Raw genomic sequence first — 24,020 nt, forward strand, 5'->3', positions numbered from 1 at the left:
GGGCTCGAGCCTATCGGCGGCGGAGCGGCGCTCAGTCCTCGCGCAGGTCCTCGAACAGCGCGGTCGAGATGTAGCGCTCGCCCGTGTCCGGCACGATCACGACGACCTTCTTGCCGGCGTTCTCGGGGCGCTTGGCGATCTCGGTCGCCGCCCAGACCGCGGCGCCCGCCGAGATGCCGGCCAGGATGCCCTCGCCGGCGGCCAGCGCGCGGGACGTCGCGATGGCGTCCTCGAACTCGACGCCCACGACCTCGTCGTAGATCTCGGTGTCGAGGATCGGCGGCACGAAGTTCGGGCCGATGCCCTGGATCTTCGCGGGGCCGGGGGTGCCCGTCGACAGCAGCGGCGAGGCGGTCGGCTCGACCGCGACGACCTGGACGTCCGGCTTCTTGGCCTTGAGCGCCTGGCCGACGCCCGTGATCGTGCCGCCGGTGCCGACGCCCGCGACGAAGATGTCGACTTCGCCGTCGGTGTCGTTCCAGATCTCCTCGGCCGTGGTGCGGCGGTGGATCTCGGGGTTCGCGGCGTTCGCGAACTGCTTGGCCAGGACCGCGCCCGGCGTCTCGGCGACGATGCGCTCCGCCTCGGCGAGCGCGGCCTTCATGCCGCCCGCGGGGTCGGTCAGCACCAGCTCGGCGCCGAACGCCTTGAGCAGGACGCGGCGCTCCTTCGACATCGATGCGGGCATCGTGAGGATGACCTTGTAGCCGCGGGCCGCGCCGATCAGCGCGAGGGCGATGCCCGTGTTGCCGCTCGTCGACTCGACGATCGTGCCGCCCGGCTTCAGCTCGCCCGACTCCTCGGCGGCGTTCACGATCGCGATGCCGAGGCGGTCCTTGACCGACGATCCGGGGTTGAAGTACTCGAGCTTCGCGAGCACTTCGGCACCCGCGCCCTCGGCGACGCGGTTCAGGCGCACGAGCGGCGTGTTCCCGAAGGCGGTGGTGATGTCGGCGTGGATGCCAGGCATGGCGGTTCTCCTCGGTGTGCGGGATGCGGTCTGCGGTGCTGCCGGGCGGACGGGGCGCCGCCAGGCATCAGCGTAGGGTCCCTGCCCGCTCCGGGGCGCGCGCGTGTGACGCATTGTGAAGCCGGATGCGCATTCCGCCGCCGGCATGCCCGCACCCCGGGCCCCATCGCGGCCCGGGAATCCCGCGGCGATTAGGCTGGAACCCCATGACCGCCCTCTCCGCCGCGCCGGGCCTGCGCGATGCGCTCCGCGCGGCTGCGACCCGCCTCGCGGACGCCGGCGTGCCCGACCCCGAGGTCGACGCCGAGCTGCTGCTCGCGCACCTGCGGGGCCAGAGCCGCGGCGAGGTGCAGGCAGCGACGATCCGCGGCGACGAGCTGACGACGGCCGAGAGCCACGCGTACGAGGAGCTGATCGCCCGCCGCGCGGCCCGCGAGCCGCTGCAGCACATCACGGGCGTCGCGTACTTCCGGCACCTGGAGCTGGCGGTCGGCCCCGGCGTCTTCGTGCCGCGGCCCGAGACCGAGTCGGTCGCGCAGTTCGCGATCGACGCCCTCCGCGCCGTGCCGGTCACGGCGGACGGCGAGGGGCCGATCGGCGTGGATCTCGGCACCGGCAGCGGCGCGATCGCGATCGCGATGGCCACCGAGGTCCCGCACGCGCGCATCCACGCCGCCGAGAACTCGCCCTATGCGTTCGTCTGGACGAGGGAGAACGTCGCCCGCTCGGGCGCGACGAACCTCCGGCTCGCGTTCGCCGACCTGGCGGTCGCGTTCCCGGAGCTCGACGGCACGGTCGACGTCGTGGTCTCCAACCCGCCGTACGTGCCCGACGACGCGATCCCGCGCGACCCCGAGGTGCGCCTGCACGACCCCGAGGCGGCGCTCTACGGCGGCCCCGACGGCCTCGACGTCGTGCGCGAGCTGAGCCGCGTCGGCATGCGCCTGCTGCGCCCCGGCGGCACGCTGATCATCGAGCACGGCGAGCTGCAGGGCCGCGCGATCCGCGACCTCCTCACGGCCGACGGCTGGCGCGCCGCCGCCACCCACCCCGACCTCACCCACCGCGACCGCACCACCACCGCCCTCCGCCCCTGACGCCCCTCGGTCGTTGAGCGACGAGCGCCAGCGAGGAGTCGAAACGTGGCCGCGCCCTCCCCAGCCGGCCGGGACGTCCGGTCTCGTTTCGACTCCGGCGCTGGCGCGCCTCCGCTCAACGACCAGGGGGTGGCGTCACGGCTTCGACTCGCTCCGCTCGCTCAGCCCGTTTCGACTCCGCTTCGCTCCGCTCAACGACCGACACTGAGCCCGGACATCTACGGTCGTGCGAGCGAAGCGAGCGTGCCGCGAAGCGGCCGAACCGCAGCGCGAAGCGCTGCCGAACGGAGCGCAGCGACGTTCCTCGCTCGCAAGGGTGCCGCTTGCGGCCCCGCGGCGTGCGATCGCTTCTGAAGAGAACGGCGAAGCGACAGAGCATCGATCGCGAGTCCCGGCGCGAAGCGTCGGGCGAACGATCGATCAGGACTCTCTACTATGTAAACGATGTCCTCCCCTCTCTTCGACTGCCGGGACGAGGCGCAGCTGCTGACCGGCATGCGTCAGGCGCGCCAGGCGATCGCCCGCGGCCATGTCGTCGTCATGCCCACCGACACCGTGTACGGCGTCGCGGCCGACGCGTTCAGCCCCGCGGCCGTGCAGCGCCTGCTGGATGCGAAGGGCCGCGGCCGTCAGCAGCCGCCGCCGGTGCTGGTGTCGGGGATCGACGCGATGCGTGCGCTGGTGGAGCAGGTGCCCGAGCCCGTCGAACGGCTCGTGGAGCGGTTCTGGCCGGGCGGCCTGACGGTCGTGCTGCCCGCGCAGCCGTCGCTGTCGTGGGACCTGGGGGAGACCAAGGGCACCGTCGCGGTGCGGATGCCGGACCACCGGATCGCGCTGGAGCTGCTGAGCGAGACGGGCCCCCTGGCCGTGTCGAGCGCGAACCTCACGGGACAGCCCGCGGCCGTCACGGGCGACGACGCCCGCGCCATGCTCGGCGACAGCGTCGCGGTGTACCTGGACGACGGCCCGTCGCGCACGGGCGTGGCGTCCACGATCGTCGACGCGACGTCGCTGGTCGGCGCGCACGAGGGCGACGCCGAGCCGCGCGTGCGCATCCTGCGCGACGGCGCGGTCTCGCGCGAGGAGCTCGCCGAGGTCCTGGGCGACCTGCTCGAGCTGCCCGAGCACGAGCCGCATGCGGGGCCCGACGACCGGCCGGGCGCGTGAGGCAGTACCTCTTCACGATCCTGCTGACGGCGGCGCTCACGACGGCGCTCGCCTGGGCGGTGTGGCGCCTGAGCATGCGCTTCAAGCTCTATCCGGGCATCCGCGACCGCGACGTGCACAAGACGCCGACGCCGCGGCTCGGGGGAGTGGCGATGTTCCTCGGGATCGTCGCCGCGATCGCGGTGTCGTCCGCGAACCCGTTCTTCCAGCTGTTCTGGGCCGAGCCGGAGAAGGTGCTGTCCATCCTGGGCGCCATCCTCCTGATCGCGCTCGTGGGCGTGGCCGACGATCTGTGGGACCTCGACTGGGCGATCAAGCTCGGGGCCCAGTTCCTGGCCGCCGGCATCATCGCGGTCGGGGGAGGGCTGCAGATCTACGCCCTGCCGATCGGCGGGATGACGCTGTGGTCCGGGTGGGTGAGCATCGCGCTGACGATGTTCTCGATCGTGGTCGTCATGAACGCGGTGAACTTCATCGACGGGCTGGACGGCCTGGTCGCGGGCGTCTGCCTCATCGCCAACGGCGTGTTCTTCGCGTACTCGTACATCCTGACGCGCGACATCTCGACGTCGAACTCGAGCCTCGCGACGTTCATCGCGGCCGTGCTGATCGGGGCGTGCCTCGGGTTCCTGCCGCTGAACTGGAAGCCCGCCAAGCTGTTCATGGGCGACTCGGGCGCGCTCGTGCTCGGCCTGCTGATGGCCACCAGCGCGATCGCGGTGACCGAGCTGCCGCCGTCCCTGCTGGACCCGGACGACGGCATCGCGCGCTCGCAGCTGCTGGGTGCGTTCCTGCCCATCCTGCTGCCGATCGTGGTCGTGCTGCTGCCGCTGGCCGACTTCGGCCTCGCGGTGATCCGGCGCATGCGCGCCGGCCGGTCGCCGTTCGCGCCCGACCGCAAGCACCTGCACCACCGCATGCTGGACCTCGGCCACACCGACCGCGACGCGGTCCTGATCTTCTACGCGTGGACCGCGATCATCTCGCTCGCGTTCCTGCTGATGTACCTCGCGACGCGCGAGGACTGGTTCGGCTCGTACTGGCTCGGCGTCGTGTTCGGCGTGATCGGCGTCGCGGCCTGCCTCGTGCTCACCTTCCTTCCCACGCGGCGCTCGGCGCCCGCCCCCCAGGAGGCCTGAATGACCACCCCGGATCGCCCGCAGCCGCCCATCTCGAGCACGCCCGTGCTGCGCACCGCGCTCGTGTGGGGCGGCGTCGCGACGCTCGTGATCGCCGCGGTCGGCGGCGCCATCGGCTTCGCGGTCGCGGGCGTCGACGGCATGCTGAGCGCCTTCGCCGGCGCCGCGATCGCCGCGCTGTTCATGCTGCTCACGGCCGTCAGCATCCTGGTCGCCAACCGGTGGTTCGGCGACGCGCTGTACGTGCCGATCTTCTTCGGCATCGTGCTGGGCGGCTGGCTGTTGAAGCTGGTGCTGTTCATCGTCGCCCTGATGCTCCTGCGCGGCCAGCCGTGGATCGAGCCGGTCGTGTTCTTCGTGGCCCTCGTGGTGAGCGTGATCGCGTCGCTGGCCGTCGACGGCATCGCGATGCTGCGCTCGCGCGAGCCGTACGTGGACGTGTCCCTGCCCGGGGCCCCGAAGGACGAGGATCCGAAGTTCGACGCGTCGTAGAAGCCGTCGATTCTTTGATAGGCTGACTGACGTTCCTGCCGAGTTCCCGCGGATGCCGATGGTGACATGGGGCCCGTGCAGATGACGACTTCCTGCCCTCCCCGGTCCTCGCACCGGAGCTATGAAGCCGGAGCCACACGTTGACTCAAGCCGCGATGCTGATCGTCTCTGCCGAAGAGACCGAAGGCGCGTTCCACCCGCCGTCGATCCTCGACTTCTTCCCTCCGGCGATCTTCCAGATCGGCTCGTTCGAGTTCACGCGCATCAACGCGGCCCAGCTGCTCGCCACCGCGGTCCTGGTGATCCTGCTCCTCGTCGGCACGCGCAACATGAAGGTCGTGCCGGGCCGCCTGCAGAGCGTCGTCGAGATGGGCCTGGACTTCGTCCGCGTCAACATCGCGCACGACATCCTCGGTCGCAAGGACGGCAACCGCTTCCTGCCGCTGCTGACGACGATGTTCTTCATGATCCTGTTCATGAACCTGACGGGCATCGTCCCCGGCATCAACATCGCCGGCACGAGCGTGATCGCGGTCCCGCTGCTGCTCGCCGTGATCTCGTACGTCACGTTCATCTACGCGGGCATCAAGAAGAGCCCCGGCGGCTTCTTCAAGAACGCGCTGTTCCCGTCGGGCGTCCCGGCCGCGCTGTACATCATCGTGACGCCGCTCGAGTTCCTGTCGACCTTCATCATCCGCCCCGTCACGCTGACGCTGCGACTCCTGATGAACATGATCGTCGGCCACCTCATGCTCGTCCTGTTCTTCTCGGCGACGCACTTCTTCTTCTTCACCGCGGGTGGATGGTGGACGCCTCTCGGCGTCGGCACCCTCGCCTTCGGTCTCGCCTTCACCCTGTTCGAGGTCCTGGTGGCTTTCCTCCAGGCCTACGTCTTCACGATCCTCACCGCGGTCTACATCCAGCTCGCGGTTGCGGAAGAGCACTGACGGTCCGCCACACGGCGCACCGCCTAACCGAAAGGAAAACCCCGTGGACGCTACTACGGTTCTCGCCAACGTGTACGGCTCGATCGCGACGGTCGGCTATGGTCTCGCCGCCATCGGCCCGGCCATCGGCGTGGGCATCGTCGTCGGCAAGACCATCGAGTCGGTTGCGCGTCAGCCCGAGCTCGCCGGTCGTCTGCAGGTTCTGATGTGGATCGGCATCGCCTTCACCGAGGCCCTCGCGTTCATCGGCATCGCGACCGGCTTCATCTTCGGCTACGCCGCCCAGTAACACTCGCTGCTGACACGTAAGGAGACAGGATGCTGAACGCTCTTGTCACGGTCGCCGCGGAGGAGACGCCGAACCCGCTCCTGCCGGCGTGGTACGACATCATCTGGTCGGCGCTCTGCTTCCTCGTCATCCTCTTCGTGGTGTGGAAGGTGGCCCTGCCGCGCCTGACGGCCATGCTCGACCAGCGTTCGGCGGCCATCGAGGGCAACATCGCGAAGGCCGACGAGGCCCAGCGTCAGGCCGAGGCCGCCCTCGAGGAGTACACGAAGCAGCTCGCCGAGGCCCGCAAGGAGGCCGGCGACATCCGCGAGGCCGCCCGCGAGGACGGCAAGCGGATCGTCGCCGAGGCCAAGGCCAACGCGGCCGCGGAGGCCGAGCGCATCATCGCCACCGCGCACACGCAGATCGAGGCCGAGCGCCAGACGGCTCTCGTCACGCTGCGCAGCGAGGTGGGCGCGCTCGCGATCGACCTCGCCGGCAACGTCATCGGCGAGACGCTGACGGACGACCAGAAGGCCGCCGCCGTGGTGGACCGCTTCCTGGCCGACCTCGAGGCGTCCGAGAAGGCGGCCAAGTAATGGGCAGCGCGACCACTCAGGCGCTCGCGGCGCAGGCCCAGGCACTGGGCACCGCGACGGTCGACCTCGACACGGCTCGCGAGCTGTTCGCGGCCGCCCGTGCCGTCGCCGGCTCGCGCGCCCTGAGCGGCGCGCTCGCCGACCCGACCGCGGCTCCCGAGGCCCGCAGCGCGCTCGTCGCGCGCGTGTTCGGCTCGCTGTCGCCGACCGCGCAGTCGCTCCTCGCGACGACCGCCGCCCAGCGGTGGTCGTCGCAGGACGAGCTGCTCGACGGTCTCGAGGAGCTCGCCATACGGGCGGCCGCCAAGGCCGACCACGGCGACCTCGAGGGCGAGCTGTTCCGCGTCTCCCGCATCGTCGCGGAGAACCCCGAGCTCGAGCTCGCGCTGGGCAGCCGCCTGGGCGACGGCGCGGCGAAGGGCGACCTGATGAAGACGCTCCTCGGCGGCCGCGCCGGCGAGGGCACCACGCTGGTCGTCTCGTCGCTCGTGCAGCAGCCGCGCAACCGCCGCGTCCGCGCGATCCTGTCGCGCGCGATCCGCATCGTGGCCGCGCAGCGCGGCCGCACGGTCGCGACGGTCACCACGGCGACCCCGCTCACCGAGGCGCAGACCCAGCGTCTGGCCACCGCGCTCTCGCGCACGTACGGCGGCGAGGTGACGATCAGCGCGATCGTCGACCCCTCGGTCGTCGGCGGCGTGCGCGTGCAGATCGCGGACGACGTCATCGACGGCAGCATCGCGTCGCGTCTCGCGGACGTGCGCCAGAAGCTCGCCGGCTGACCCTCCACACTTGCCGCCCCGGCGGAATCGCTTTTGGGGATCGCGGATCCCACAACCTGAAGGAAGACAATGGCAGACATCACGATCAGCCCCGACGTCATCCGTGACGCGCTGAAGGACTTCGTCGCCGCCTACGAGCCCACCGGCGACGCGGCGACCGAGGTCGGCACCGTCACCGACGCGGCCGACGGCATCGCCCACGTCGAGGGCCTGCCGGGCGTCATGGCCAACGAGCTCGTGCGCTTCGGCGACGGCACGCTCGGCCTCGCCCAGAACCTGGACGAGCACGAGATCGGCGTCGTCGTCCTCGGCGAGTTCGCCGGCATCGAGGAGGGCCAGCAGGTCACCCGCACGGGCGAGGTCCTCTCGGTCCCCGTGGGCGAGGGCTACCTCGGCCGCGTGGTCGACCCGCTCGGCAACCCGATCGACGGCCTCGGCGAGATCACCGGCATCGAGGGCCGCCGCGCCCTCGAGCTGCAGGCGCCCGGCGTCATGCAGCGCAAGTCGGTGCACGAGCCGATGCAGACGGGCATCAAGGCGATCGACGCCATGATCCCGGTCGGCCGCGGCCAGCGCCAGCTGATCATCGGCGACCGCCAGACCGGCAAGACCGCGATCGCGATCGACACGATCATCAACCAGAAGGCGAACTGGGAGTCGGGCGACCCGACCAAGCAGGTCCGCTGCATCTACGTCGCGATCGGCCAGAAGGGCTCGACCATCGCCTCGGTGAAGGGCGCCCTCGAGGAGGCCGGCGCGATGGAGTACACCACCATCGTCGCGGCCCCCGCGTCGGACCCGGCGGGCTTCAAGTACCTGGCCCCGTACACCGGCTCGGCCATCGGCCAGCACTGGATGTACGACGGCAAGCACGTCCTGATCGTGTTCGACGACCTGTCGAAGCAGGCCGAGGCCTACCGTGCCGTGTCGCTGCTCCTCCGCCGCCCGCCGGGCCGCGAGGCGTACCCCGGTGACGTCTTCTACCTGCACTCGCGCCTGCTCGAGCGCTGCGCGAAGCTGTCGGACGACATGGGCGCCGGCTCGATGACGGGTCTGCCGATCATCGAGACCAAGGCCAACGACGTGTCGGCCTACATCCCGACCAACGTGATCTCGATCACCGACGGCCAGATCTTCCTGCAGTCCGACCTGTTCAACGCGAACCAGCGTCCCGCGGTCGACGTGGGCATCTCGGTCTCGCGAGTCGGCGGCGACGCGCAGCTGAAGCACATCAAGAAGGTCTCGGGCACGCTCAAGCTCGAGCTCGCCCAGTACCGCTCGCTGGAGGCGTTCGCGATGTTCGCGTCCGACCTCGACGCGGCCTCGCGCCGTCAGCTCGCCCGCGGTGCGCGCCTGACCGAGCTGCTCAAGCAGCCGCAGTACTCGCCGTACCCCGCCGAGGAGCAGGTCGTCTCGATCTGGGCCGGCACGAACGGCAAGCTCGACACGATCGAGGTCGAGGACGTGCTGCGCTTCGAGCGCGAGCTGCTCGACCACCTGCGCCGCAACACGACCATCCTCGACACGCTCCGCGACAGCGGCCAGCTGTCGGACGACACGGTCGCGGAGATGGACAAGGCGATCGACGCGTTCCTGCTCGAGTTCCAGGGCGGCAAGGGCGTTCCCCTCACGGCCCCGGGCCACGAGGAGCACCAGGCGGCCGACGCCGCCGACGTCGACCAGGAGAAGATCGTCAAGGGCCGCCGGGCGTAAGCCCCGCGGAGAAGACGCATCATGGGAGCAAAGCTCAGGGAGTACAAGCAGAAGATCTCTTCTGCTCAGACGACCAAGAAGATCACGAAGGCGATGGAGCTCATCGCGGCTTCGCGCATCCAGAAGGCGCTGGCGCGTGTGAACGCGTCCAGCCCCTTCTCCCGCGCGGTGACGCGTGCGGTCTCCGCGGTCGCCACGCACACCGACATCGACCACCCGCTCACGCGGGAGCCGGAGTCGGTCAAGCGCTCGGCGATCGTCATCCTCAGCTCGGACCGCGGCCTGGCCGGCGCGTTCAACTCGCAGGTCATCCGCGAGGGGCTGGAGCTGGCGGAGCTGCTGCGCTCGCAGGGCAAGGACGTCGCGTTCTACCTGTTCGGCCGCAAGGCCGTCGGCTACTTCCAGTTCCGCCACATCGCGGCGGAGGCCGAGTGGGTGGGCGACGCCGACGTGCCGCGCTTCGAGACCGCCGAGCAGATGGCCGACGTGCTGCTGGAGGCGTACGAGAAGGACGCGTCCGAGGGCGGCGTGGACGAGATCCACATCGTCTACAACCGCTTCGTCAGCATGATGACCCAGGAGGCGGACCAGGTGCGCCTGCTCCCGCTCGCGGTCGTCGAGGGCGACGCGACGGCCGAGGCGAGCAGCGAGGTCTACCCGCTGTACGAGTTCGAGCCCGACGCGACCGCCGTGCTCGACAAGCTCCTGCCTGTCTACATCCAGAGCCGCATCTTCAACGCCCTCCTGCAGTCGGCCGCCGCCAAGCAGGCCGCGACGCAGAAGGCGATGAAGTCGGCCAGCGACAACGCCGACAAGCTCATCACCGACTACACCCGCCTGCGCAACAACGCGCGTCAGGCCGAGATCACGCAGCAGATCGCCGAGATCGTCGGCGGTGCCGACGCCCTGGCGTCCTGAGCTGGAACCCAGAAGAGGAAAGACGAAAAATGACTGCCACTGAGACCGCGGTCGTCGGACGGGTCGCCCGCGTCACGGGTCCCGTCGTCGACATCGAGTTCCCGCACGACGCGATCCCCGAGGTCTACAACGCGCTCAAGACGACGATCGTCATCGGCGAGCAGGCCACCGAGATCACGCTCGAGGTCGCCCAGCACCTCGGCGACGACATGGTGCGCGCCATCTCGCTGAAGCCGACCGACGGCATGGTCCGCGGCCAGGAGGTGCGCGACACCGGCGCCCCCATCTCGGTGCCCGTGGGCGACGTCACCAAGGGCAAGGTCTTCAACGTCACGGGCGATGTGCTGAACCTGCCCGACGGCGAGACCATCGAGGTGACCGAGCGCTGGCCCATCCACCGCAAGGCCCCGAACTTCGACCAGCTCGAGTCGAAGACCCAGATGTTCGAGACGGGCATCAAGGTCATCGACCTGCTCACCCCGTACGTGCAGGGTGGCAAGATCGGCCTCTTCGGCGGCGCGGGCGTCGGCAAGACCGTCCTCATCCAGGAGATGATCCAGCGCGTCGCGCAGGACCACGGCGGTGTGTCGGTGTTCGCCGGCGTCGGCGAGCGCACGCGTGAGGGCAACGACCTCATCCACGAGATGGAGGACGCGGGCGTCTTCGACAAGACCGCCCTCGTGTTCGGTCAGATGGACGAGCCGCCGGGGACGCGTCTGCGCGTCGCCCTGTCGGCCCTGACGATGGCGGAGTACTTCCGCGACGTGCAGAAGCAGGACGTGCTGCTCTTCATCGACAACATCTTCCGCTTCACGCAGGCGGGCTCCGAGGTGTCGACCCTGCTGGGCCGCATGCCCTCGGCCGTGGGCTACCAGCCCAACCTCGCGGACGAGATGGGTGTGCTCCAGGAGCGCATCACCTCGACGCGCGGCCACTCGATCACCTCGCTGCAGGCGATCTACGTGCCGGCCGACGACTACACCGACCCGGCCCCCGCGACCACGTTCGCGCACCTCGACGCCACGACCGAGCTCTCGCGTGAGATCGCGTCGAAGGGTCTGTACCCGGCCGTCGACCCGCTGACGTCGACCAGCCGCATCCTGGACCCGCGCTACATCGGCGAGGACCACTACCGCGTGGCCACCGCCGTGAAGCAGATCCTGCAGAAGAACAAGGAGCTGCAGGAGATCATCGCGATCCTCGGTGTCGACGAGCTCTCGGAAGAGGACAAGATCGTCGTCGCCCGCGCGCGCCGCATCCAGCAGTTCCTCTCGCAGAACACCTACATGGCGAAGAAGTTCACGGGTGTCGAGGGCTCGACCGTGCCGATCAAGGAGACCATCGAGTCGTTCGACGCGATCGTCAAGGGCGAGTTCGACCACGTCGCCGAGCAGGCGTTCTTCAACGTCGGCGGCATCAGCGACGTCGAGGCCAAGTGGGCGCAGATCCAGAAGGAGAACGGCTGAGCATGGGCCTTCAGGTCACCCTGGTCTCCGCCGAGGCGGAGGTCTGGACGGGCGAGGCGAACCTCGTGGTCGCCAAGACCACGGAGGGTGAGATCGGCTTCATGCAGGGTCACGAGCCGGTGCTCGCGATCCTGGGCGACGGCCAGGTGCGCATCACCCAGGAGGACGGCACCAAGGTGATCGCGGACGCTCGCGACGGCTTCGTGTCGATGGAGAACAACCGCCTCACGATCGTCGCGGGTCACGCGACGCTGAGCTCCTGACCACGATCCTCCTGCCCCCTTCGGAGACGAAGCGGGCAGGCGGATCGGACGCGCCACTCGCTTACGACGGCCTCGCGCTGCCGGTGCTCGCACCGCGGCGCGAGGCCGTCGTCGCGTCCGTCGTGGCGCTGTCCGCCGATCCGGACCTCGCCGCGCGCGTGCTGAAGCTCTCGCCCCGCCAGCTCGGGGAGATCCAGGTGAACGCCGCGCTGCGCACCGCGCCGACCATGTCCGCCGTGGACCGCTACACCGGCGTGCTGTTCGACGCGCTGGACGCCGCGACCCTGGGCGCGGAGGCGCGCGCCTGGCTGGGCGAGCGCGCGCTGATCCAGACCGCGCTGCTCGGCCCGGTGGGCGCGCTCGACGCCATCCCGTCGTACCGGCTCGCGGCCGGCGCCTCGCTGCCCGGGGTGCCGCCGCTGCGACGGCACTGGGCCCCGGCCGTGGCCGAGGCGTTCGTCGGCCTGCGCGGTCTCGTGATCGATCTGCGCTCCGAGGCCTACGCGGCGCTCGGGCCGGTGCCCGCCGGCGTCGCGAGCACCTACGTGCGGGTCGTGGCGGAGGGGGCGGACGGCACCGTGCGCGCCCTGAACCACTTCAACAAGAAGGCCAAGGGGCTGCTGACCCGGCGGCTCGCGCAGACCCGCCCGGCGCTGTCGGACGTGGGCGATCTCGTGGCGTGGGCCGCGACGGAGGGACTCGTGATCCGGCCCGGCGCGCGGGCGGGCGAGGTCGAGCTGGTCGGCGAGGGCTGATCGCCCGATCGCGCGCGCCTCTGTTCAGCAAGCACTCAGGATCGCTAACCTGGAGCCGCGGCGGAACGCCGCACGCAGACCTCCAGGAGGACGCATGAATTCCTACGACGACGGCGCCTTCGCCGCCGCGCTGCTGGCCATGACGGGCCTGATGATCCTCTTCGCCATCGTCATCTACGTCCTGACCTCGTTCTTCATGATGAAGATCTTCCAGAAGGCCGGGGTGCAGGGCGCGTGGCGCGCCTGGGTGCCGGTCTACAACATGATGGTCTTCTTCAAGCTCGGCGACCTCAGCCCGTGGCTGGTGCTCTACGGCTTCGGCGGCGCGATCCTGCTCAGCTGGATCGGCATCGGCTACCTGTTCAGCCTGGCCCTCGCGGTGTTCTCGGCCATCGCCGCCTACCGCATCGGCCTGAAGCTGCAGAAGGAGGCGTGGTGGGTCGTCCTCTACGTGCTCCTCTCGATCGTCTGGCTCGGCATCCTCGCGTTCGACAGGTCGCGCTGGAACCAGGCGGTGCCGCCGGCTCCGTGGGCGGGCAACGCCTTCCTCGGCGACAACACCCAGTGGGACGGCGTGCCGACGCAGACCGCCGCGGTCGCGCCCGGCTACGGCCAGGCGGGTTACGGTCAGCCCGGCTACGGTCAGCCGCCGGCGCCGCAGGGACACCCGCAGCCCGGATATCCCGCGCAGCCCGGCCAGGCGCCCACTCCGCCCGTGCAGGGCGGCGCGGTCCCGCCGGTGCCGCCGCCCGCGCCCGGCACCACGCCGCCGCGCGGCGACGAGCCGCCGGCCGGAACCACGCCTCCGGCCCCGCCGCAGCCCTGACGCGCATCGCGAACGGCCCCGCCCCGATCCCTCGGAGCGGGGCCGTTCCGCGTCGGTTAGCGTGGGGGCATGAGCGTGGCGATGCGTCGGGTCGGTCGATCGGGTCTGCTGGTGTCGGAGGTCGGCCTCGGCTGCAACAACTTCGGCCGGAAGGGGACCGCCACCGAGTCGCTGGAGGGCACGCGCCGGGTGCTGGACGCCGCGATCGAGCACGGCGTGGTGTTCCTCGACACCGCGGACATCTACGGCGGCGAGGGCGTGAGCGAGTCGCTCATGGGCGAGGCGCTGCGCGGCCGGCGCGACCGGGTCGTGCTCGCGACGAAGTTCGGCCACTACGCGCGGGACATGGGCTTCGGGCCCGCCGCCGGCGCCAAGGGCTCGCGCGCGTACGTCAGGCGCGCGGTCGAGGCGTCGCTGTCGCGGCTGCAGACCGACTGGATCGATCTGTACCAGCTGCACACGCCGGATCCGGAGACCCCGATCGAGGAGACGCTCGACGCGCTGGACGACCTCGTGCGCGAGGGGAAGATCCGCTACTACGGCCACTCCAACCTCGTCGGCTGGCAGATCGCGGAGGCCGAGCTGACGGCACGCGCGCGCGTCCGCTCGGGGTTCATCTCCTCGCAGAACCAGTTCTCGCTTCTCGAGCGCGACGCCGAGCGCGAGGTGCTGCCGGCCGTGCGCCGCTACGGGCTCGGGTTCTTCCCGTACTTCCCGCTCTACAACGGGCTGCTGACGGGCAAGTTCACGCGCGAGGGCGGACCGGCGGGGAGCCGCATCATGTCGCAGCGGCCGCACCTCTGGCGCGACGCGCCGTGGGACGTGCTGGAGGCGTATCAGGCGTTCTGCGACGCGCGCGACATCACCATGCTCGAGGCGACCTACGGCTGGCTCCTCGCGCAGGAGGGCGTCGCGAGCGTGATCGCGGGTGCAACGTCGCCCGAGCAGGTCGCGGCCAACGCCGCCGCGGGCGGCGCCTGGCGCCCGACCCCCGAGGAGCTCGTGGTGCTCGACGGGCTGTTCCCGGGGCCTCCCGTCCCCGTGATCTGACCCGCATCCGCGCCGCTCACCGGGCCGTCGCGGCGCGGCGCGTCGGCGGGCTGCCGATAGGATGTGAGAGCCCGTGACGGACCGGCCCTGCACCCTGGGGTCGGCGCCGCCGCCCGATATCGGAGGTCCATGCCCGTGTCCGACGCCCCGACGACGGCGCAGTCGCAGACGGTCACGCTGCCCACCGGCGACGACGCCGTCCTGACGTGGGCCGGGGTCACGCACCGCGGCCGCAAGCGCGACATCAACCAGGACGCCCTGCTCACGGCGTTCCCGCTGTTCGTCGTCGCCGACGGCATGGGCGGCCACATCGGGGGCGAGATCGCCAGCGCGAGTACGGTCGACCGCCTCCAGCGCATGGTGGGCAAGGGCCCGGTCTCGCCCGAGCGCATCGAGAAGGCGCTGATCAAGGCCGTCCGCGACATCGGCGACCACCCCGAGACGACCGACGAGGGCACCGGCACGACCGTGACGGGCGTGTATCTCGACATCACCGACGACCAGGCGACCTGGGTCGCGCTGAACATCGGCGACTCCCGCGTCTACCTGCTGCGCGACGACGCGCTCGCGCAGGTCACGACCGACCACTCGCTCGTCCAGGAGCTCGTCGCGGCGGGGCGCCTCAGCCCCGAGGAGGCCGAGAACCACCCGTACGGCAACGTGATCACGCGCGCGGTGGGGCCGAGCGAGGGCGCCGTGCCCGACTACGTGCGCCTCGACGTGCGCGACGGGGACCGGTTCGTCATCTGCTCGGACGGGCTCACCAAGGAGCTCACGGACTACGGCATCCTCCACTTCCTGCGCCGCCACCCGGAGCCCGAGGCCGCGGCCGACGCCATGCTGGAGGCCGCGCTCGAGAACGGCGGGCGCGACAACATCACGATCGTGGTGCTGAACGTGTCCGTTCCGGGTCAGGTCCGCACGGAGGACGCCGACGAGGTCGACACCCTCGAGCTGCCGGAGACCGACCCGCACCACACGTTCGACCCGCCCGCCGAGGCGGCGGACGACTCGTCCACAGGCGGCGACTCGGGCCGGTAGTCCCCGGTCGGGGTTCCCCGGCGGGCTCCGGGGCGCGGGAGACGCTGGACTGGGCGCATGCCCGCAGCGCTCGACGAGCCCATCGCCCTTCCCACGCCGGAGCCGCCGCCGCGGCGCGGCCCGCTGCCGATCGTCGCGTCGGTCGTGCCGGTGGTCGCGTCCGTCGCGATCTGGGCCGTCACGGGGTCGCTGCTCGCACTGTGCTTCGCGGCGCTCGGTCCGCTGATGGCGGCGGCGTCGCTCGTCGACGGCGCGCGCAGCTCGCGGCGCCGGCGGCGTGAGGCGCAACGGGAACGGGACGCGGCGCTGCGCCGGGCGCGAGAGCAGGTCGCGCGGCGGCACGACGCCGAGCGGGCCACGCGGTGGCGGGAGAGGCCCGACGTCGCGGCGCTCCTGAAGGACGCGCGGCGGCAGTGGCGCAGCGGGGGCGATGAGCTCGTGGTCGGCCGCGGACGGGTGCCGAGCGTCGTGCGGGTCGCGGTCGGCGAGGACGACGCGGAAGGGCGGGAGCTGCGGCGGCGTGCCGCGCAGCTGTCGGACGCTCCCGTCACGGTGCCGCTGCGCGCCGGCGTCGCGGTGCAGGGCGATCCGGTGACCACGCGCGCGATCGCCCGCGCGCTCGTGCTGCAGCTGTGCCTGGCGCACCCGTCGGGCGCGGCCGCGCTCGTGGCGGCGCCCGAGCGCGAGGCTGCGTGGGCCCGGGGGCTGCCGCACTGGCGGCCGGATGCGCGCGACGGGCTGCGGATCGCGCTCGCGGACGAGGACGCGCTCGCCCCTCCCGCGGACGTGGTGATCGCGGTCGTCGCGCCCGGCGGCGAGGTGCCGCCCGCGTGCGGCGCGCTGCTCGAGGCCGAGGAGGTGCCGCGGGCCCGGCTGAACTGGGCGGGGCAGGCCGTTCCCGTGGGCGCGGAGGCCGTGTCTCTGGCTCAGGCCGAGGCGATCGCGCGGCAGCTGGCGGCGCGGGCACCCGCCATCGAGCGCCCCGGCGCGACTGCCGGCACTGTGCCGCTCGGGGAGCTGCTCGCGGGCGCGGACGAGCGCTCGGGGGCGCTGGGCGCCGTGATCGGCCTGGAGGGCGCGGAGCCCGCGCACGTCGACCTGGTGGCGGACGGCCCGCACGCCGTCGTGGTCGGCATGACCGGGAGCGGGAAGAGCGAGCTGCTCGTGACGTGGGTGGTGTCCCTCGCGGCGGGCCTGCCGCCGGAGCGCGTGCAGTTCCTGCTGGCGGACTTCAAGGGCGGCACGGCGTTCGCGCCGCTCGCGGCGCTGCCTCACGTGACGGGGGTGATCACCGACCTCGACGGCGGCGGGGCGCGGCGCGCGGTCGAGAGCCTCCGGGCCGAGTTGCGCGCGCGCGAGGCCGCGCTCGCGGCGGCGGGCGCACGCGACGTGTCCGACCCGCGCGTGGAGCTGCCTCGGCTCGTGATCGTCGTGGACGAGTTCGCCGCCATGCTGCAGGAGCATCCCGATCTGCACGCCGTGTTCGCCGACATCGCCGCGCGGGGGCGGGCGCTCGGGCTGCATCTGGTGCTCGGCACCCAGCGCGCCGGCGGGGTGCTGCGGGACGCGCTGGTCGCCAACAGCCCGCTGCGGATCGCCCTGCGCGTCGCGGAGGCCTCCGAGAGCCGCGCGCTGCTCGGCACCGACGACGCCTCGGCGCTGCCGGGCGGTGCGGAGGGGCGAGGGCTCGCGTGGATCCGCCGGGCGGGAGACGCGGGCCCGCGGCTCACCCGCATCGCGCTGACCGCGCCGGGCGACGTCGCCGACGCGGCCGCCCGCTTCGCCGGCCGGCCGCGGCGCCCGGGGCCGTGGCTGCCGCCGCTGCCGACCCGTCTCACGGTCGCCGAGGCCGTCGCGCTCGTGGGCGAGCCGCCCGCGGGGGCCATCCTGCTGGGCGTCGCCGACGAGCCCGCGCGCCAGCGCCACGCGGCCGTGCTGCTGCGCCCCGGGGTCGACCGGGGGCTCGTGGTGGTCGGCGCGGGCGGATCCGGGCGGTCCGGCGTGGCCGGTCTGGTCGTGGCGGCGCGCCCCGACGCCGTGGTCGTGCCGCGTGACGCCGAGGCGGCGTGGGACGCGCTGGAGCGCGCGGAACGGCAAGGCCCCGAGCTGATCGTGGTCGACGACGTCGACGCGCTGCTCGCGCGGTTCCCCGCCGACTACGCCCACGCGGTCGCCGAGCGGCTCGAGGCGCTGGTGCGCGACGCGGGGGACAGCGGTACCACGGTCCTGCTCACGGCCGCGCGGCTCACCGGCGCGGTGCAGCGGTTCGCCGACCTGCTGCCGCGGCGCGCGCTGCTCGCGCTGCCGAGCCGGGCCGAGCACGCGGCCGCAGGCGGGACGGCCGACACCTTCGACCCCGCCCGCCCTCCCGGGCGGGCCGTGCTCGATGGGCTCGAGGTGCAGTTCGCGCTCGCGGAACTGCGCGTCGCGCCGCCCGCGGACGAGTCGCCGCGCTGGACGCCCGAGGGTCCCGTCACGGGCATGGTGCTGCGCGCGGCCCGGCGCCGCGGCGAGCAGCTCGCGGCCGCGTGGCCGGCCGGAGTGCGGGTGCTGCCGCTCGACGACCTGCCCCCGGGCGCGCGGCTGGCCGGGCTGCACGGGACGGGGGAGCGGCTGGTCCTCGTGGGCGACGGCGATGCATGGCAGCGCCAGTGGTCGCTTCTGCAGGACGTGCGGGGCGCGGCGCCGTTCGTGGTGGGTGCGGACTGCGCGCCCGAGCTGCGCAGCGTGACGGGCGAGCGCGAGCTGCCTCCCTACGCCCGCACGCGGGCATCCCGCGCCTGGCTCGTGCACGACGGCCACCCGCCCGAGCGCATCGTCCTGCCGTGACGGGTGCCGGGTGCCGCGAGACAAGGACGACTCCGCGAGGCGAGGACATCCGCGGCCGGATCCTCCTCGTCTCGCGGAATCGTCCTCGTGCCGGCGCGCGCCGTCGGCTATCGTGCGGATGTGCTCCCCTCGCTCGTCGCCCTGTGGTCGTTCGCGCTCGTGGTCGCGCTCCTCACCATCACGCCCGGACTGGACACCGCCCTCGTGCTCCGGACGGCCGCCGTCTCCGGACGCGGGCGCGCATGGGGCGTGCTGACGGGCATCCAGTTCGGGGTGCTCGCCTGGGGTGTGCTCGCCGCGGCGGGCATCAGCGCCGTCCTGCTCGCCTCCGAGGTGGCCTACACCGTGCTGCGGATCGCGGGCGCCGCGTATGTGATCTGGCTGGGCCTGCGGTTGCTCTGGAGTGCGATCCGCGGGGCGCACGGGCCGGACGAGGCCGTGGCGTCGCGCGACGACTCGTTCCTCGCGGGGCTGCGCCAGGGACTGGTCACCAACATGCTCAACCCGAAGGTCGGGGCCTTCTACATCGCGCTGCTGCCGCAGTTCATCCCGGCCGACGCTCCGCAGCTCGCCTGGGGCGCGTCGCTCGCCGGCGTGCACGTGCTGCTCGGCACCGTGTGGCTGGGGGCGCTGCTGCTGCTCGCGCGCCGTGTGGGACCCTGGCTGCGACGCCCACGTGTCACCCGCATCGTCGACGCGGTCGCGGGCACGGCGATCGTCGCCTTCGGCGTGCGCCTCGCCGCCGAGGGCACCCACCGCTGACCCGCCCGCGTGAGCGCGCATGCACACCCCGCATCGCCTTCGCGAGGAGATCCCGAGTTCTCCGGTCCGATCTGCGCGCAAGGGACCCTGAGAACGCGGGATACCCGTCCGACGCGCGACGCGAGAAGTCGGCGCGCCGGCGGTCAGACGGTGGCGCGGATGCGGCCGACCTCGCGGCCGCCGCCCTCGACCCGGTACATCGGGTGCGCGGCCGCGTCGACCACGTCGCCCGACGTCAGCGCGCCGACCTGAGCGAGCAGCGTGAGCGCGACGAGCGACGCCGCCCGCAGGGAGCCGTCGAGCATCTTCAGCGCGACCGTGGTGCCGTCGGGGGCGACCATGACCTGCACGCCCTCGGCGCCCAGCTTCGAGAACACGCCGAACTTCTCGATCGCGAACGTGTCCGACCGGCCGGGCCCGTCGATCGCCCACGGGTTCTCGCGCACGGTGCGCACCAGCGCGCCCGCGACGCGGTGGAGCGCGAACGGCGACCGCTCCGAGGACGTCCCGACGCGGTGGATGCCGCGCGCGAGGGCGGTCAGCGGCAGCGCGTGGACGGGGGCGCCGCACCCGTCGATCACGGTGGCGGGGATCTTCTCGCCCGTCAGCCGCTCGACCACCTCGCGGATGTGCAGCTGCAGCGGGTGCACCGGGTCGAGGTAGCCGTTCACGTCCCATCCGGTCGCGACGCACGCTGCGAGCATCGCGGCGTGCTTGCCGGAGCAGTTGTGCCGCACGCGGGCCTTGTCGGCGTGATCGCGGACCATGGCGTCGCGCGTGGCGACGTCCGAGGGCCAGCTCGCCGGGCACGCCAGGTGGTCCTCCGTGAGGCCCGACGCCGCGAGCATCTCGCGCACCACCGCGACGTGGCGGTCGGTGCCCGCGTGGCTCGCGGTCGAGAGGGCCATCCGCTCGCCCGCGAGCTCGGCGCCCGCCGTGAGGCACGCCACGGCCTGCAGCGGCTTGAGCGAGGACCGGGGCAGGATCAGCGCATCCGGGTTCCCCAGGCTCGCGACGATCTCACCGCTCGGCGCGAGCACGATCGCCGAGCCCGCATGCCGGGACTCCACGAATCCATTGCGCTCCACGACCGCGAGCTCGACGGAATCCTGCACGCTGAAAGTCTCGGACATCTACTTAGAATCTCACGCCCGTCGATCGGCTCGGGCACCGCAAGCGGTGCCGCTCGCCGCTCGACCACTGTCGCTGACGCTCCAGTGAGGCGTGAGGGCGCGCTTCGCGCGCGGGCCGCATCCGCGGCATGCTCGCTTCGCTCGCACGACGGTGGGGCGCCGTGCTCCGGTACGCGGCGGGGGTCAGCCGACCGTGACCGTGGCCTCGTGGCGGACCGGGAAGTTGACCGAGCGCGCGATGAAGCACCAGCCGTGAGCGGTCTCGTGCGCCGCCTCCGCCGCCTCGATCATGGAGGCGTCGGCGACCGTCACGCGCGGGCGCAGCACGACCTCCGCGAACTGGCCGCCGCTGGCGCCGTCCTCGACCATGAGCCCGGTCGCCTCGTCGACGTACGAGGTGACGACCACCCCGGCGACCACGCACGCGTGCAGGTAGGACAGGAGGTGGCACTCCGACAGGGCCGCGATCAGCATGTCCTCGGGGTTCCACCGCTCCGGATCGCCGCGGAACGGCTTGTCCGAGGAGGCGAGGAGCGCGGGCTTGCCGTCGACCTCGATCGTCACGTCGCGCGAGTACTCGCGGTACCCGGAGGTCCCCGAACCGAGGTTGCCGGTCCAGGTGGCGGTGAGCGCGTAGCGGTGTTCGCGATGCATGCCGCCAGTCTCGCACCGCGACGGGAACTACCGTCGTTCGTGCGGGAGCGCGCGCTTGATCTTCTCGATCGGCGTCTGCGCGGGCGACTCGTTGTACGCGTCCGCGAGCTCCTGGCCCGACAGGGCGTGGATGGCCGTCATGATCTCGTCCGTCGCCGTGCGGCGCGCGCGGCCCGAGGTCGCGGGCCCGTGGTGGGAGAGGTCGAGCGGCTCGCCGAAGCGGATCGTGACGCGCTCGCGCATCGACGGGAACTTCGAGCCGACCGGCATGACCTTGTCGGTCCCGATCAGGCCCACCGGCACGACCGGCGCGCCGGTCTGCAGGGCGAGGAACGCGACGCCCGTACGGCCCTTGTAGAGCCGGCCGTCCAGCGAGCGCGTCCCCTCGGGGTACAGCGCGACCGCGGCCCCCGTCTCGAGGATCTGCCGCTGCTGCTCGAGCGCGTCGAGAGCCGCCTGCCCCGCGCCGCGGCGCACGGGGATGGCGCCGACCGCGGTGAACAGCACCTTCGAGAGCCAGCCCTTGAAGCCGGTGCCCTCGAAGTAGCTCGACTTCGCCAGGAAGTGCACGGGCCGCGGCGCCGCGGCGACGGGGATGGCGATCGAGTCGATGAACGAGAGATGGTTGCTGGCGAAGATCACGGCGCCTTCGCGCGGGATGTTCGAGCGTCCCTCGACGTGCGGGCGGTAGAGGGCGCGCGCCAGGGGAGCGAGCGCCATGCGGCCGAACGTGTAGAACCAGCCGGGCTGGTGCGGGGCCTCGGTCTCGTCGGTTCCGGGTGCCGGCGACTCCTGAGAGGTCATCCGAAGAGCGTAACGCGGGATCCATGCCCGCCGCGGAATGATCCCCGGGCAGCTCTCGCACGATCTGCTCAGGCGGTTCGTAACCGGAATGGGACAAGATGGGATGAATCCCCAACGAACGAGGTATCTCCGTGCGTCTTCGCTCCACCGCCCTCCTGTCCACCCTCGCGGTCACCGCGATCGCGCTCGTCGGCTGCTCCGGCGAGCCGGCCCCCGAGTCCTCGCCGAGCGCCTCCGCCGCCGGCGACCTGTGCGGCGCCGCGGTCGGATCGGGAGCCGCGTCGGAGGCCGTGACGGTCGAGGGCGAGCCCGGCGAGGCGTCGACCGCGACGTTCGAGAAGCCGCTCGAGATCACCGAGCTGCAGAGCACGGTCGTGGCCGAGGGCGAGGGCGAGCCCATCGAGGCCGGCCAGCTCATCGAATACGCGATGTCGGCGTACGACGCCACGACAGGCGAGGAGCTCGGCGTGATCGGCTACGAGGAGGGCCAGCTGCTGCCGCAGCAGATCACGCCCGAGAGCGTGTTCGCCCAGATCCTCGGTTGCGCCACGGTCGGCACGCGCGTCGTGAGCACCTTCCCGGCGTCGCAGGGGCAGGACGGCAGCGAGGTCCCCGGCCAGGTCTACGTGTTCGACCTCACGGGCGTCACGCCGTCGGCCGCGTGGGGCGACCCGCAGGAGCCCGTCGAGGGCGAGCCCACGGTCGAGCTCGCCGACGACGGCGAGCCCACCATCACGCTCCCCGACGCGGAGGCACCCAGCGAGACCCAGGTCAGCGAGCTCAAGGTCGGCGACGGCGACACGGTCGAGTCGGGCGATCAGGTGCTCGTCCAGTACACGGGCGTGAAGTGGTCCGACGGCAGCGTGTTCGACTCGAGCTGGGTGAACGGCGCCCCGACGGCGTTCGTCACGAACCAGGTCGTGCCGGGCTTCACCAAGGCGCTCGAGGGCCAGACGGTCGGCTCGCAGGTGCTCGTCACGATGCCGCCGGCCGACGGCTACGGGTCGTCCGAGGGCCACGAGCTGCAGGACGAGACGCTGACGTTCGTGGTCGACATCCTCGCGACCCAGCACCCCGCCCCGGCGCAGTGAGGCGCGCGCAGGCATGACCGCGTCCCCGGCCGCAGCGCGCCGCGTCGTCATCCTCGGATCCACGGGGTCCATCGGCACGCAGGCCCTCGACGTGATCCGCGCCAACCCGGAGCGGTTCGTCGTCGTGGGCCTGTCGGCCGGCTCGAACGCCGAGGCCATGGCCGCCCAGGCGCGCGAGTTCGGCGTCGAGCACACGGCGCTGGGCGCCGCCGAGGCCGAGCAGCTCGTGCGCTCGGTCGACGCGGACGTGGTCGTCAACGGGATCACCGGCTCGGTCGGCCTCGGCCCGACGCTCGCGGCGCTCGAGACCGGGCGCACGCTCGCGCTGGCGAACAAGGAGTCGCTCATCGTGGGCGGCGACCTGGTCAAGCGCGTCGCTCGGCCGGGGCAGATCGTGCCCGTCGACTCCGAGCACTCGGCGCTGGCGCAGGCGCTGCGCTCGGGCACGGCGGACGAGGTGCGCCGGCTGGTGCTCACGGCGTCGGGCGGCCCCTTCCGAGGCCGCGATCGGGCGTCGCTCGCGGGTGTGACGCCCGCGGAGGCGCTCGCGCACCCGACGTGGGACATGGGCCGCATGGTCACCACGAACTCGGCCACGCTCGTCAACAAGGGCCTCGAGGTGATCGAGGCGCACCTGCTGTTCGACGTGCCCTTCGACCGGATCGACGTGGTCGTGCACCCGCAGTCGATCGTCCACTCGATGGTCGAGTTCGTCGACGGCTCGACGATCGCGCAGGCGTCGCCGCCCGACATGCGGCTGCCGATCTCGCTCGGGCTGGACTGGCCGCACCGCGTGCCCGGCGTCGGTGCGCCGCTCGACTGGACCGCCGCCTCGGCGTGGACGTTCGAGCCGCTCGACGACGAGGCCTTCCCCGCCGTCGCCCTCGCCAAGCAGGTCGGCGAGGCGGGCCGCACGTATCCCGGCGTCTACAACGCGGCGAACGAGCAGGCCGTCGACGCCTTCCACGAGGGGCGCCTGCCGTTCCTCGGCATCGTCGACACCGTGCGCCGCGTGGTCGACGCGCACGACGCCCCCGCCGAGCTCACGCGCGAGTCGCTCGCGGAGGCCGAGGCCTGGGCCCGCGCCGAGGCCGACCGGATGATCTCGGGCTAGAGTTCCGCGCAACCGGCCTGCGACGCGCGCCAGCGCGGGGCGTGCGGGCGCTCATGCGCCCGCCACTCACGCCATCGATGGAGCGCCAGCGACAGCGCTGCAGACGCGAATGGCGCCCCGGAGGGGTGCCCGAGCGGATG

Annotated in this window: 24 protein-coding genes; 20 read left to right on the forward strand and 4 right to left on the reverse strand. The window is 72.3% G+C overall.

Translation table 11 applies throughout. The features are described 5' to 3' along the window. Nucleotides 1–31 precede the first annotated feature (31 nt). Nucleotides 32–970, reverse strand: a complete 939-nt coding sequence (cysK, locus tag ACYVGN_RS07330; RefSeq protein ID WP_055993112.1) for a cysteine synthase A — start codon at nucleotides 968–970, stop codon at nucleotides 32–34. A gap of 206 nt (nucleotides 971–1,176) precedes the next feature. Between cysK and prmC the strand changes: the two genes are divergently transcribed. The 18 genes from prmC (at nucleotide 1,177) to ACYVGN_RS07420 (ending at nucleotide 19,084) form a co-directional block, all read left to right on the forward strand. Beyond that, nucleotides 1,177–2,067, forward strand: coding sequence for a peptide chain release factor N(5)-glutamine methyltransferase (prmC, locus tag ACYVGN_RS07335; RefSeq protein WP_134745695.1), 891 nt, complete (start codon nucleotides 1,177–1,179; stop codon nucleotides 2,065–2,067). A 444-nt stretch (nucleotides 2,068–2,511) separates the two neighbouring features. Next, complete coding sequence (locus ACYVGN_RS07340) at nucleotides 2,512–3,234, forward strand: L-threonylcarbamoyladenylate synthase (RefSeq protein ID WP_055993116.1); 723 nt, start codon at nucleotides 2,512–2,514, stop codon at nucleotides 3,232–3,234. After that, on the forward strand, nucleotides 3,231–4,373 hold the full coding sequence (locus tag ACYVGN_RS07345) for an MraY family glycosyltransferase (RefSeq protein ID WP_055993118.1): 1,143 nt from the start codon (nucleotides 3,231–3,233) through the stop codon (nucleotides 4,371–4,373). Before ACYVGN_RS07340 ends, ACYVGN_RS07345 begins: the two co-directional genes overlap by 4 nt. Further along, nucleotides 4,374–4,865: a hypothetical protein gene (locus tag ACYVGN_RS07350; protein ID WP_055993120.1), complete on the forward strand. Its 492-nt coding sequence runs from the start codon at nucleotides 4,374–4,376 to the stop codon at nucleotides 4,863–4,865. Between the two features lie 155 nt (nucleotides 4,866–5,020). Beyond that, complete coding sequence (gene atpB, locus ACYVGN_RS07355; RefSeq protein ID WP_082543176.1) at nucleotides 5,021–5,812, forward strand: F0F1 ATP synthase subunit A; 792 nt, start codon at nucleotides 5,021–5,023, stop codon at nucleotides 5,810–5,812. Between the two features lie 43 nt (nucleotides 5,813–5,855). Continuing rightward, nucleotides 5,856–6,101 (forward strand): ATP synthase F0 subunit C, encoded by a 246-nt coding sequence (gene atpE / locus ACYVGN_RS07360; protein ID WP_055993122.1) that lies wholly within the window; start codon nucleotides 5,856–5,858, stop codon nucleotides 6,099–6,101. Between the two features lie 29 nt (nucleotides 6,102–6,130). Continuing rightward, nucleotides 6,131–6,679 carry a F0F1 ATP synthase subunit B gene (locus ACYVGN_RS07365; RefSeq protein WP_460789824.1) on the forward strand — a complete coding sequence of 183 codons (549 nt, stop codon included), beginning with the start codon at nucleotides 6,131–6,133 and terminating at the stop codon, nucleotides 6,677–6,679. Beyond that, on the forward strand, nucleotides 6,679–7,461 hold the full coding sequence (locus ACYVGN_RS07370) for a F0F1 ATP synthase subunit delta (RefSeq protein ID WP_055993126.1): 783 nt from the start codon (nucleotides 6,679–6,681) through the stop codon (nucleotides 7,459–7,461). Before ACYVGN_RS07365 ends, ACYVGN_RS07370 begins: the two co-directional genes overlap by 1 nt. Before the next feature lie 69 nt (nucleotides 7,462–7,530). Then, the gene (gene atpA, locus ACYVGN_RS07375) at nucleotides 7,531–9,174 is read left to right on the forward strand and encodes a F0F1 ATP synthase subunit alpha (RefSeq protein WP_055993128.1); all 1,644 of its coding nucleotides are present in this window, start codon (nucleotides 7,531–7,533) and stop codon (nucleotides 9,172–9,174) included. 21 nt (nucleotides 9,175–9,195) lie between these two features. Continuing rightward, complete coding sequence (locus ACYVGN_RS07380) at nucleotides 9,196–10,092, forward strand: F0F1 ATP synthase subunit gamma (protein WP_055993130.1); 897 nt, start codon at nucleotides 9,196–9,198, stop codon at nucleotides 10,090–10,092. A 29-nt stretch (nucleotides 10,093–10,121) separates the two neighbouring features. Beyond that, nucleotides 10,122–11,558 (forward strand): F0F1 ATP synthase subunit beta, encoded by a 1,437-nt coding sequence (gene atpD / locus ACYVGN_RS07385; RefSeq protein ID WP_055993131.1) that lies wholly within the window; start codon nucleotides 10,122–10,124, stop codon nucleotides 11,556–11,558. Nucleotides 11,559–11,560: 2 nt separating this feature from the next. Beyond that, the gene (locus ACYVGN_RS07390; RefSeq protein WP_055993133.1) at nucleotides 11,561–11,821 is read left to right on the forward strand and encodes a F0F1 ATP synthase subunit epsilon; all 261 of its coding nucleotides are present in this window, start codon (nucleotides 11,561–11,563) and stop codon (nucleotides 11,819–11,821) included. Beyond that, nucleotides 11,818–12,576 carry a YaaA family protein gene (locus ACYVGN_RS07395; protein WP_460789869.1) on the forward strand — a complete coding sequence of 253 codons (759 nt, stop codon included), beginning with the start codon at nucleotides 11,818–11,820 and terminating at the stop codon, nucleotides 12,574–12,576. The genes ACYVGN_RS07390 and ACYVGN_RS07395 overlap by 4 nt, the downstream gene beginning before the upstream one ends. A 94-nt stretch (nucleotides 12,577–12,670) precedes the next feature. After that, a complete protein-coding gene (locus ACYVGN_RS07400) occupies nucleotides 12,671–13,402 on the forward strand; it encodes a large exoprotein (RefSeq protein ID WP_460789827.1) in 732 nt (243 codons plus the stop codon). A gap of 69 nt (nucleotides 13,403–13,471) precedes the next feature. Continuing rightward, nucleotides 13,472–14,452 carry an aldo/keto reductase gene (locus ACYVGN_RS07405; protein ID WP_055993139.1) on the forward strand — a complete coding sequence of 327 codons (981 nt, stop codon included), beginning with the start codon at nucleotides 13,472–13,474 and terminating at the stop codon, nucleotides 14,450–14,452. 129 nt (nucleotides 14,453–14,581) lie between these two features. Next, complete coding sequence (locus ACYVGN_RS07410) at nucleotides 14,582–15,493, forward strand: PP2C family protein-serine/threonine phosphatase (RefSeq protein WP_460789829.1); 912 nt, start codon at nucleotides 14,582–14,584, stop codon at nucleotides 15,491–15,493. A gap of 57 nt (nucleotides 15,494–15,550) precedes the next feature. Further along, the gene (locus ACYVGN_RS07415) at nucleotides 15,551–18,322 is read left to right on the forward strand and encodes an FtsK/SpoIIIE domain-containing protein (RefSeq protein WP_460789831.1); all 2,772 of its coding nucleotides are present in this window, start codon (nucleotides 15,551–15,553) and stop codon (nucleotides 18,320–18,322) included. A gap of 120 nt (nucleotides 18,323–18,442) precedes the next feature. Then, nucleotides 18,443–19,084 carry a LysE family translocator gene (locus ACYVGN_RS07420; RefSeq protein ID WP_460789833.1) on the forward strand — a complete coding sequence of 214 codons (642 nt, stop codon included), beginning with the start codon at nucleotides 18,443–18,445 and terminating at the stop codon, nucleotides 19,082–19,084. Between the two features lie 143 nt (nucleotides 19,085–19,227). On the opposite strand, the gene ACYVGN_RS07425 is transcribed toward ACYVGN_RS07420, so the two are convergent. The 3 genes from ACYVGN_RS07425 to ACYVGN_RS07435 form a co-directional block, all read right to left on the reverse strand. Further along, nucleotides 19,228–20,217: an asparaginase gene (locus ACYVGN_RS07425; protein WP_460789835.1), complete on the reverse strand. Its 990-nt coding sequence runs from the start codon at nucleotides 20,215–20,217 to the stop codon at nucleotides 19,228–19,230. Between the two features lie 183 nt (nucleotides 20,218–20,400). Beyond that, nucleotides 20,401–20,871 carry an OsmC family protein gene (locus tag ACYVGN_RS07430; RefSeq protein ID WP_055993144.1) on the reverse strand — a complete coding sequence of 157 codons (471 nt, stop codon included), beginning with the start codon at nucleotides 20,869–20,871 and terminating at the stop codon, nucleotides 20,401–20,403. Between the two features lie 27 nt (nucleotides 20,872–20,898). Then, entirely contained in the window at nucleotides 20,899–21,675 is a 777-nt protein-coding gene (locus ACYVGN_RS07435; protein WP_460789837.1) for a lysophospholipid acyltransferase family protein, read from the reverse strand. Between the two features lie 131 nt (nucleotides 21,676–21,806). Between ACYVGN_RS07435 and ACYVGN_RS07440 the strand changes: the two genes are divergently transcribed. Both ACYVGN_RS07440 and dxr read left to right on the forward strand, forming a co-directional pair. After that, nucleotides 21,807–22,766 carry an FKBP-type peptidyl-prolyl cis-trans isomerase gene (locus tag ACYVGN_RS07440; protein ID WP_460789839.1) on the forward strand — a complete coding sequence of 320 codons (960 nt, stop codon included), beginning with the start codon at nucleotides 21,807–21,809 and terminating at the stop codon, nucleotides 22,764–22,766. Nucleotides 22,767–22,779: 13 nt separating this feature from the next. Beyond that, a complete protein-coding gene (gene dxr, locus ACYVGN_RS07445) occupies nucleotides 22,780–23,880 on the forward strand; it encodes a 1-deoxy-D-xylulose-5-phosphate reductoisomerase (protein ID WP_134745686.1) in 1,101 nt (366 codons plus the stop codon). Nucleotides 23,881–24,020: the final 140 nt, after the last annotated feature.

The sequence above is a fragment of the Microbacterium lacusdiani genome, from assembly GCF_054779895.1.

Coding starts and splice junctions, on each gene's coding strand:
- ACYVGN_RS07415 (WP_460789831.1), top strand. CDS start 15,551: ATGCCCGCAGCGCTCGACGAGCCCATCGCCCTTCCCACGCCGGAGCCG.
- ACYVGN_RS07425 (WP_460789835.1), bottom strand. CDS start 20,217: ATGTCCGAGACTTTCAGCGTGCAGGATTCCGTCGAGCTCGCGGTCGTG.
- ACYVGN_RS07365 (WP_460789824.1), top strand. CDS start 6,131: ATGCTGAACGCTCTTGTCACGGTCGCCGCGGAGGAGACGCCGAACCCG.
- ACYVGN_RS07435 (WP_460789837.1), bottom strand. CDS start 21,675: ATGACCTCTCAGGAGTCGCCGGCACCCGGAACCGACGAGACCGAGGCC.
- atpB (WP_082543176.1), top strand. CDS start 5,021: ATGCTGATCGTCTCTGCCGAAGAGACCGAAGGCGCGTTCCACCCGCCG.
- atpD (WP_055993131.1), top strand. CDS start 10,122: ATGACTGCCACTGAGACCGCGGTCGTCGGACGGGTCGCCCGCGTCACG.
- ACYVGN_RS07370 (WP_055993126.1), top strand. CDS start 6,679: ATGGGCAGCGCGACCACTCAGGCGCTCGCGGCGCAGGCCCAGGCACTG.
- ACYVGN_RS07380 (WP_055993130.1), top strand. CDS start 9,196: ATGGGAGCAAAGCTCAGGGAGTACAAGCAGAAGATCTCTTCTGCTCAG.
- ACYVGN_RS07400 (WP_460789827.1), top strand. CDS start 12,671: ATGAATTCCTACGACGACGGCGCCTTCGCCGCCGCGCTGCTGGCCATG.
- ACYVGN_RS07405 (WP_055993139.1), top strand. CDS start 13,472: ATGAGCGTGGCGATGCGTCGGGTCGGTCGATCGGGTCTGCTGGTGTCG.
- ACYVGN_RS07340 (WP_055993116.1), top strand. CDS start 2,512: ATGTCCTCCCCTCTCTTCGACTGCCGGGACGAGGCGCAGCTGCTGACC.
- ACYVGN_RS07410 (WP_460789829.1), top strand. CDS start 14,582: ATGCCCGTGTCCGACGCCCCGACGACGGCGCAGTCGCAGACGGTCACG.
- dxr (WP_134745686.1), top strand. CDS start 22,780: ATGACCGCGTCCCCGGCCGCAGCGCGCCGCGTCGTCATCCTCGGATCC.
- atpA (WP_055993128.1), top strand. CDS start 7,531: ATGGCAGACATCACGATCAGCCCCGACGTCATCCGTGACGCGCTGAAG.
- ACYVGN_RS07350 (WP_055993120.1), top strand. CDS start 4,374: ATGACCACCCCGGATCGCCCGCAGCCGCCCATCTCGAGCACGCCCGTG.
- prmC (WP_134745695.1), top strand. CDS start 1,177: ATGACCGCCCTCTCCGCCGCGCCGGGCCTGCGCGATGCGCTCCGCGCG.
- cysK (WP_055993112.1), bottom strand. CDS start 970: ATGCCTGGCATCCACGCCGACATCACCACCGCCTTCGGGAACACGCCG.
- ACYVGN_RS07430 (WP_055993144.1), bottom strand. CDS start 20,871: ATGCATCGCGAACACCGCTACGCGCTCACCGCCACCTGGACCGGCAAC.
- ACYVGN_RS07390 (WP_055993133.1), top strand. CDS start 11,561: ATGGGCCTTCAGGTCACCCTGGTCTCCGCCGAGGCGGAGGTCTGGACG.